Here is a 9,420-nt window from a genome sequence, read left to right on the forward strand (position 1 = left end):
TAGGAAAAATCAGACTGCGAGCGTGCGGTCTGATTTTTTTGGTTGTTTTGTGGCACCAAAACCAAAATTAAACCAACCAACCCATACTTATCGCCAAATACCCAAACCAAATTGCCAAAACAATGGACAATGCCACACGTATAAACCAAATCAGCACCATTTTGCCCACGCTTAATGGGATTTTGGTGGCAAGCACGCACGGAATCATCGCCGAGAAGAAAACAATGCCTGAGACTGACACCACCGCTGTCACATAACGGGTTAATAAATCGGCTTTGGCGAGCAATAAAGCAGGCAAGAACATCTCGGCAAGTCCTGATGACAAACCTTTGGCAACCGTCATTGGCTCAGACAGTCCGCCAATTAAGGCAAATGGGTACAACACAACACCTAAAACATCAAAAACAGGTGTGTGTTTTTCTAATAACAGCCCAATCAAACCAATGGCAATGATAGACGGCACAATCGCACTTGCCATATTAACGCCATCTATAAAATTATCCCACAACAGTTTGTATAAAGGCGGGGCATTTTTGGCGGTGTTAATGCCTGTATTTATAGCGACTTTTATTATGGGTGCATTTAGTTTATCATTATCAGGAATTGTTTTTTCATCACTAAATCGGCTAATGGGCGGAATGCGTGCCGTGATTGCCGTTACCAAAAATGTGATAAAAAGACACGACCAAAAATAAAAACCCCAAAACAGCATTAACTCCAATGTCTTGGCAATAATGACCATAAAGGCGGTAGAAACGGTAGAAAAGCCCGTGGCAATGATGACTGCTTCTTTGGCGGAATATGCCCCTTGCTGATACACCCTATCGGTAATCAAAAGCCCAACCGAATAACTCCCTACAAAAGATGCTACCGCATCAATGGCGGATTTGCCAGAAGTTTTAAAGAGTGGTTTCATCACAGGTTGCATTAACACGCCCACCGCTTCTAATAACCCAAAGCCCAATAAAAACGCCAGCATCACCGCCCCAATCGGCACAATCATTCCCACAGGTAGGGCAAGTTTTTCAAACAAAAAAGGGAGCATATCTTTTTGCATTAAAAAATCGGGAGCGGTTTTAGTAATAAATAATATAGACAAAATAAGCCCTAATATTTTCAAAATCGTTAAAATCCTATTGGTTAAATTGGCATTAAACGATTTATTAATAAAAGGCTTGGCCACGCCATAAATCATCAGTGCAAATAATAATACAATAGCCAAACCCTTTTGTTCTCGCACCAAATAACTTGCCATATGGTCAAAGGTAATGGTACTTATTCCTGCTATGTCTATCGGCACAAAAAACAAAAAGATACCAAGCAAACTAAATCCAATTAACTTGATAAGTGCCAGCGTATTTGATTGATTTTTCATACATTGTCCTTAATACTTAACATTCAATTTTAAAAACAAAATAAGTCATCAGCAAATGCCAATGACTTATTTTTAATTTTAATTGGGGCGTGTTGAAGTTTTATATTTGCAATTAAAAATGAGAAAAATCGCAGTATTTTCAAGGAAAAAGCTACAGGCAATATAATAATATTGGCAAGGCTTTTGACGCAGAAAATCAAGATTTAGCCATTTTTAATGCAAAAATATCGCTAAATTATTTCCAATTTGTAAATAATATTATAAAGGTTCAGCACGCCCCAGCATTAAAACTTATTTTATCATCGGCAAATTCAACCCAAATTCCTTAGCGGTTTTAATCGCCAGCTCATAACCTGCGTCTGCGTGTCGCATTACGCCACTTCCGCAGTCATTAACAAGCACATTAGCTAGGCGTTTGGCGGCTTCATCGGTGCCGTCCGCCACAATCACCATTCCAGAGTGCTGACTATAACCCATTCCCACGCCACCGCCGTGATGAAGCGATACCCAAGTTGCCCCGCCTGCGACATTAAGCATACCGTTTAGGAGTGCCCAGTCGGATACTGCGTCCGTGCCGTCTTTCATGGACTCGGTTTCACGGTTGGGGCTGGCAACAGAGCCTGTGTCTAAGTGGTCTCGTCCGATGACGATGGGGGCTTTTAGCTTACCACTTTTGACCATTTCGTTAAACGCCAAGCCCGCCAAATGTCTCTCGCCCAAGCCAAGCCAACAAATGCGTGCAGGCAAGCCTTGAAAATGAATGCGTTCTTGTGCCATATCTAGCCAGTTATGGACGTGCTTGTTGTCGGGGAATAATTCTTTAATTTTAGCGTCTGTTTTTTTGATGTCTTCTGAGTCGCCCGACAACGCCACCCAACGAAAAGGTCCTTTGCCTTGACAAAACAGTGGACGAATGTAAGCAGGGACAAAGCCTGGGAAATCAAAGGCGTTTTTGACCCCTTCATCATAGGCGACTTGGCGAATATTGTTGCCATAGTCAGTCGCAGGAATGCCCATTGCCACAAAGTCTAGGATTGCTTGCACGTGGACGGCACAAGATTTGGCGGCGGCGGATTTTAGTTCATTGTAGCGACTTGGGTCGTTTTGGGCGGATTTCCACTCATCGACCGTCCAGCCCATTGGCAAATAGCCGTTGATAAGGTCGTGGGCGGAAGTTTGGTCGGTTACTAGGTCGGGTTTGATTTCCCCATTTTTGGCTCGTTTGACCATTTCGGGCAAAATCTCAGCTGCGTTGCCAAGCAGGGCAATGGACACCGCTTCGCCTTTGCTTGTGTGTTCTTTAATCAGTTCATAAGCGTGGTCTAGGTCTTTTGCTTGCTTATCCACATAGCCTGTCCGCAGACGAAAATCAATACTAGACTGCTGACATTCAACGTTAAGGCTTACCGCCCCTGCAAAAGTCGCCGCCAAAGGCTGAGCCCCGCCCATTCCGCCAAGCCCTGCGGTCAAAATCCAACGCCCCTTCCAGTTGTCGGTAGATTTGTCCGTGCCGTTGCCATAGTGCTGAGCCCCTGCTTCAGCAAAGGTCTCATAAGTGCCTTGTACAATGCCCTGCGTGCCAATATAAATCCAGCTCCCTGCAGTCATTTGCCCATACATAAACAAATCTTTTTTGTCAAGCTCGTTAAAATGCTCCCAAGTTGCCCATTTTGGCACAAGGTTGGAGTTGGCAATCAAAACTCTTGGGGCGTTTTCGTGGGTATTAAACACGCCCACAGGCTTGCCTGACTGGATTAAAAGCGTTTGGTTGGTTTCAAGGGTTTTAAGGCTTTCTAGAATCTGGTCATAGCATTCCCAGTTTCTCGCCGCCCGTCCAATACCACCATACACCACAAGGCTTTGCGGATTTTCCGCCACATCGGGGTGTAGATTGTTTTGAATCATACGATACGGGGCTTCAGTCAGCCAGCTTTTGCAGGTCAAGGTTGTGCCTGTCGGAGCAAGGATTGTACGGGTTGGGTCGGTGCGAGTTGCCATAATGCGTTCCTTTTTAGCTGTGAATGATGGGGGAATTTGTATATACAAATTTTATGATAATTTAGCAAAAATTTTGGGGGAATGCAAGGGGTTTTTGAGTATTTTTACCAAAAATCATTATCTTTAATTTTGGCTTAAAATACGCTATACTATTGGTTTTTAGCCAAGACCATGCCAAAAACACCCGCCTACCAACGCATAAAATCCGCCATCTTAGCCAAAATCCACGCAGGACAATGGGCAGTCGGCTCTGCCATTCCCACCGAGATGGCATTGTCTCGTGAATTTGGCGTGGCTCGCATGACCGTCAATCGTGCCCTAAAAGAGCTGACCGATGAGCAGGTGCTAGAACGCCGTCAAGGCTCGGGGACGTTTGTCGCCCAGCAACAATTCAACCAAACCTTTATCACCGTTCGCAACATCGCCCACGACATAGAAAGCACAGGCAAACGCTATCACGCCAAAGTCGTAAGCCAGCTTGCCTTGCCTCATAGCGACTTACCGCCATCAGCTCGGGCGGTATTTCATGACACTCAGCGTCTGTACAAAGTGGAGATTGTGCATTTTGGCAATGATAAGCCTTTGCAATTTGAACGGCGTTTTGTGGATTTGGCGATTATTCCTGCCTTTGAATATCAAGATTTTAATAAAATCAACACAAGCGACTACCTTATCAGTCAAGTACCGCTTGTGCGTGGACACTATTTTATTGAAGCCAAACCTTGTCCGCCTGATGTGGCGACTTTTTTGGACTGTCAGCCAAACTCGCCTGCCCTGCGTTTGTCTCGCTACACATATTCAGGCAATAAGGTTGTTACCTTTGTGCAGATGTGGCACGATGGGGCGACTTTTCGTTTTGATGGGGAATTGGGCTAAGGCTGGGTTTGTCATAGATTTGTCGTATGGTGTGATACATGCTTTTTAAAAATAAGTTTTATAGACAAAACCCCAATCTAAGGCTAAATTGGGGTTTTTGATGGCTTAAAATTTTTAAAAATAGTTATAAATCCAAAGCTATTTTAAACCGCTTTTAAGCCATTAACTTCGCTCAGTAGCACCGACAGTTCCGCCAGTCCCACTTTGTCTGACAAGCCATCTATCTGCTCTAAGAGTACCGCCAGTCGCTCACGGTGCTTATCCTGCCATGCTGACAGACCACCCACCGCCAACACATCGGTGATGAGTGCCATGAGCGTGCGGTTAAACTCACCGGTGAGTGCATAAGACGCTTTTCTATCCCAGTAACTCTCGGCAGGCAACTCCGCCACCGCTGATGTTAGCTTATCCATGTGTAGCTGTGAGAACACGCCAAAATACGCTTGTGCCACATCGGTCACTGCCACGCCTTTTTGGTCGGCAAGTGCCACGACATCTAGGGCATGCACATAGATGGGCAAGCAGGCAAAGGCACGGGCATCATCATCGCTAAGTCCTTGGGCGGTCAAATCAGCGACATCTTTGGCGATATACGCTCCAAAATGCCCATCAATGACATCATAAGAGAACAAGTCCGCGACCAAGTTTTTAAAGGTCAGTGCCGTCTGTGCCACACTCTCGCCTGTCAGCTGACGGTTTAGGAACCATGTCATGCCTTGTTTTAGCACATCTTGGATGGTAAGTTCAAGCTCGATTTGGGTGTTGCCAGCGACGACATTGTCAAGGCTTGACAGTCTGTCCCACATCGCTTGTACATCAAAGACATCACGCACGATGGCATAGCTTCGGGTGATATCCGCCACGCTGTGACCTGTCTCATCACTCATGACGAACACATTTTCTATACCCAAGCGGTTCACCAGTCCATTAGTCAGATAAGTGCAGATAATCTCACGGTGCAGGCGATGGCGGGTCATCTCATCAAAGAACTGCTCGCCCAACGTATCTGGGAAGTACTTTTTAAGCTCATGCAAGAAGTAGGCATCTTCGGTCAGACCACTGCCAAGCAGTTCATCATACACCCACATTTTGCCATAAGACAACAGTACCGCCAGCTCAGGGTTGGTCAGCCCACGTCCATCTTTTGCCTTGCGTTTGGTTAGGGTGTCATCGCTTGGCAGGTATTCGATGGCACAGTCAAGGCGACCTGCCTTTTCCAAGAAATTCATAAAACGAATATGCTCGCCTGCACGCTCATATGCTTGATAAGCGGACAGCTCAATGGTCTGTGGCTGTAGGTAGTTTTGGCGTAGTACCAAATTTGCCACCGTATCGGTCATGCTCGCCAGTAAGTCATTACGCTGTTTGATGGCCATATCCCCACGCTCAGTAACTGAGCCTAATAGGATTTTGATGTTGACTTCATGGTCTGAGCAGTTCACACCGCCTGAATTGTCAATGGCATCGGTGTAGATACGTCCGCCATGTAGGGCATACTCAATACGTCCACGTTGAGTACAGCCTAGGTTACCACCCTCGCCCACAACTTTAGCACGCACTTCATGTCCGTCCACACGAATGGCATCGTTGGCACGGTCGCCCACATCGCTGTGGTCTTCGTCAGATGACTTGATGTAAGTGCCGATACCGCCATTCCAAATCAAGTCCACAGGGGCTTTTAGAAATTTGTTTAGTAGCTCATTGGGTGTAAGGCTGTCCTCAGCGATGTCAAAACACTCTTTCATCTGTGGGCTGATGGCGATGGCTTTGTCGGTGCGATTAAATACCCCACCGCCTTCGCTGATAAGCTCTGTCTTATAATCCGTCCATGCCGAACGTGGTAAATTAAACAGACGCTCACGCTCTGCAAAGCTTGCCTTGGCATCAGGATTTGGGTCAATAAAGATGTGCAAGTGGTTAAAGGCTGCCACAAGGCGGATATTTTTGGACAGTAGCATACCATTACCAAACACATCTCCGCTCATATCGCCAATGCCTACCACGGTGAATTCATCATGGGCTTGAATGTCTTTGCCCATCAAGCGAAAATGGCGTTTGACGCTCTCCCACGCCCCACGAGCGGTAATGCCCATGCCTTTGTGGTCGTAGCCTGCCGAGCCACCCGAGGCAAAGGCATCTTGTAGCCAAAAGTTGTATTCGGCAGACAAAGCGTTGGCGATGTCTGAGAAAGTCGCTGTGCCTTTATCGGCTGCCACCACCAAATAGGGGTCGTCCTCATCATGGCGGACAGTGTTGGCAGGCGAGACAACATTGCCATCAACCAAATTATCTGTCAAGTCCAATAAACCACGGATGTAGGTCTGATAGCACGCCACGCCTTCGGCTTGCCACATCTCACGGCTTGCCTGCTTGGATTTGTCTTTGCAGACAAAACCGCCTTTTGACCCCACAGGCACGATGACTGAGTTTTTGACCATTTGGGCTTTGACAAGTCCCAACACTTCGGTGCGGTAGTCTTCCATGCGGTCAGACCATCTAAGCCCGCCACGAGCCACCTTACCACCACGCAAATGCACCCCTTCAACCCTTGGCGAGTACACGTAAATCTCAAACATGGGCTTGGGCTTTGGCAAATTGGGAATATCACTTGCTTTAAATTTAAAAGACAAGCGGTCTTTTCTTGTTCCATCTTTGTCCACTTGATAAAAATTGGTGCGGAGCATGGCGTTTAACAAATCTAAGAACCAACGCACAATGCGGTCTTCATCAAGACTGGTTACCAAGCTAAGCTCACTGTCAATCTGTACCAAAATCGGGGCGGTGTCCGTCTGCTCAGTGGGCGACATCTTGGCATGGAACAGCTTGACAAGCAAACTGGCAATGGCAGGATTGCCAACTAGCGTGCTGTGAATGTACTCAGTCGAAAATGGAGCTCGGGCTTGGACGATATAGCGAGACAAAGCACGCAATACCACCACATCATAGGTGTCAATGTCCGTGGTCAAAATCAGCTGATTTAGGCGGTCGGACTCAACACGCCCTTGCCAAATCTCATCTAAGGCATGCTCCACCTGCATTTTGACTGCGGTCAAATCCACCGTCAATCCTGCTTTTAAGGTGAGTTTATACTCTTGTAACCACAAATCATCGCTGACATCAGGGGTGTCTTGCCCACCAAAGTCATAAGTGGACGCTGAGATGACCGCCACCCCAAAATGCTCCAATATCGGCAAGACGTGCGACAACGTCAAAATCTCGCCCCTGCCGTAGAGTTTTAGGGTTAGGCTGTCCGCACGCTCGCCTGCCGACTGATACAAATGCCAAATCTTAGGCTTATCATCATCAAGTGACAGCAGTTTGGTAGTATCTGCCACCGCCGTATGCACATCAAACCGCTCACGATACGTCAAAGGAATGCTCGCCCCCAATGTCGCCAGTATCTCTCTGGCACGGCTCTCGCTTGTCTGGGCGGTTAGGGCTTTGGCGTATTCATCTGTCCAGTCGTGCATGAGTGCCGACAGTTCACGCTCCAACTTGGCTAGGTCATAATCCTTGACCTTGCCTGTCTCGGTGCGTACATGGATATGCACACGGGCGTGATGAAGCTCGTTAAATTCGGTCGTAAAGCTCGATGATACACCGCCAAAGGCTTGGGTTAGAATGTCTTGGATTTTTTGACGTAAGTCACTGTTAAACTTAGACAACGGCACATAGACCAGACACGATACAAATCTTTGATAATGGTCGGTACGCACGAGCAGGCGTAGGCGGTTTTTGTCCTGCAAGCTGGCAATGCTTGCCACCATCGGGTAGAGCTCATCGGTACTGGCTTGGAATAGGTCATCACGGGGCAAGGTATTGACGATGTGGGTAAGTTTAAGATAAGCATGGCTGTTTTTGGGCAGGCGTGACATGGCAAGGATTTTACCTGCTTTCTCGTTGAGTAGCGGAATGTTCGCCACGCTGGTCTGATACGCCCGTGATGTCAAAAGTCCAACAAAACGATATTCGCCAATCAGTTCGCCTTGGTCGTTGTATTTTTGAATGCCTAAAAAGTCCAGATAAGCGGGGCGATGGATGGGCGACAGCCGTGCCGATTTAGATAGTAGTAATACACGTCGCTCAGCTATCAGGTGTTTTAGGTGCGTGGGCAGACCGTGAAAACTCTTGGATAACTCATCGGTCTCTTTGCCTTGTAGCACGCCCAGTCCGCTACCACCCACCGAGTACAGCTCAGGCACACCATGGTCATTTTCAAAACGGTACTCACGATATCCCATAAAGATAAAATTATCACGCCCCACCCATTCCAAAAAGCCCGTCACCGCGTCTTTGGTATAATGCTCCGTGGGAATGGGCAGGCTTTTTAGCTCTTCTTTAATCTTATCTAGCTTATCTGCCATCGCCCCAAAGTCGCCAACGATGACATCAATGGTGTGGACTTTCTTTAATAGCATCTCTTTGATATCCGCCAGCTTATCCTCGCTTTGGCGGTCAATCTCAACATGCACCAACGCAAAACAACTGTCTGCCCGACCACTGCTCTCATCAACCGCTTGAATGTCGCTGATGTGTCCGTCCGTGCGTTCTACCTCGATGATGTTATTATAAATGCGATGAACGCCAATGCCCCGACGCTCCAAGCTCATGAGTAGTGTGTCGGTCAAAAAGGGGCGGTCAATGGCGACCAAAGCAATGATGGTACGCTCACTGTTAAACAGGTGCGACTCACCCAAAGGGTTGATGACGCTGATGTTGGGGCTTTTGCTGTTATGCGTTTTTAGTAAGCTAAAATGGTGTAATGCCATGCCCGACAACATCTCATCGGAGAATCTGTCTGCTATCTCTATGGGCAAGTGCTGATAATAGATGGGGATAAACTTCGCCAATATCTCTTGATGGTTGGCATGGTTGTCATGATGATGGCTTGTAGCGTGACGGGCGATGTTGCTGACACGTTTTGGGCTGATGGTTAGATGGTTGCTTGTCATGTTTTTTCCTGTTGGTTTTTAACCGCAAATGTTTAAAATAAACGTGTATAAACTAAACCAAAGCTGACAAAATAGCAAATGGAAAATCTTTGTATTATTATTAGTTTTTATGATAAATATAAAATTTTTTAGATATATTTCTGATAAGTGTTTTGGCATTGGATTTAAAATGTACTGACATCTGTCTTTATAATTTATATCGGCATTGTTAAACTAAAA

4 protein-coding genes are annotated in these 9,420 nt (G+C 46.6%); 1 reads left to right on the top strand and 3 read right to left on the bottom strand.

Going from position 1 to position 9,420, the window contains the following annotated elements; translation table 11 throughout:
* Positions 1-67 precede the first annotated feature (67 nt).
* Positions 68-1,375 (bottom strand): YjiH family protein, encoded by a 1,308-nt coding sequence (locus B0182_RS10430; RefSeq protein ID WP_078274883.1) that lies wholly within the window; start codon positions 1,373-1,375, stop codon positions 68-70.
* Positions 1,376-1,666: 291 nt separating this feature from the next.
* On the bottom strand, positions 1,667-3,373 hold the full coding sequence (hutU, locus tag B0182_RS10435; RefSeq protein ID WP_078274884.1) for a urocanate hydratase: 1,707 nt from the start codon (positions 3,371-3,373) through the stop codon (positions 1,667-1,669).
* Positions 3,374-3,544: 171 nt separating this feature from the next.
* On the opposite strand from hutU, the gene B0182_RS10440 reads away from it, so the two are divergent.
* On the top strand, positions 3,545-4,249 hold the full coding sequence (locus B0182_RS10440; RefSeq protein WP_078274885.1) for a histidine utilization transcriptional repressor HutC: 705 nt from the start codon (positions 3,545-3,547) through the stop codon (positions 4,247-4,249).
* Between the two features lie 143 nt (positions 4,250-4,392).
* Here the strand turns inward: B0182_RS10440 and B0182_RS10445 are convergent, their stop codons facing one another.
* Positions 4,393-9,201, bottom strand: coding sequence for an NAD-glutamate dehydrogenase (locus B0182_RS10445; protein ID WP_078274886.1), 4,809 nt, complete (start codon positions 9,199-9,201; stop codon positions 4,393-4,395).
* Positions 9,202-9,420: the final 219 nt, after the last annotated feature.

Source organism: Moraxella bovis (assembly GCF_002014975.1).
In the GTDB taxonomy this organism is placed as follows: Bacteria; Pseudomonadota; Gammaproteobacteria; order Pseudomonadales; family Moraxellaceae; genus Moraxella; species Moraxella bovis.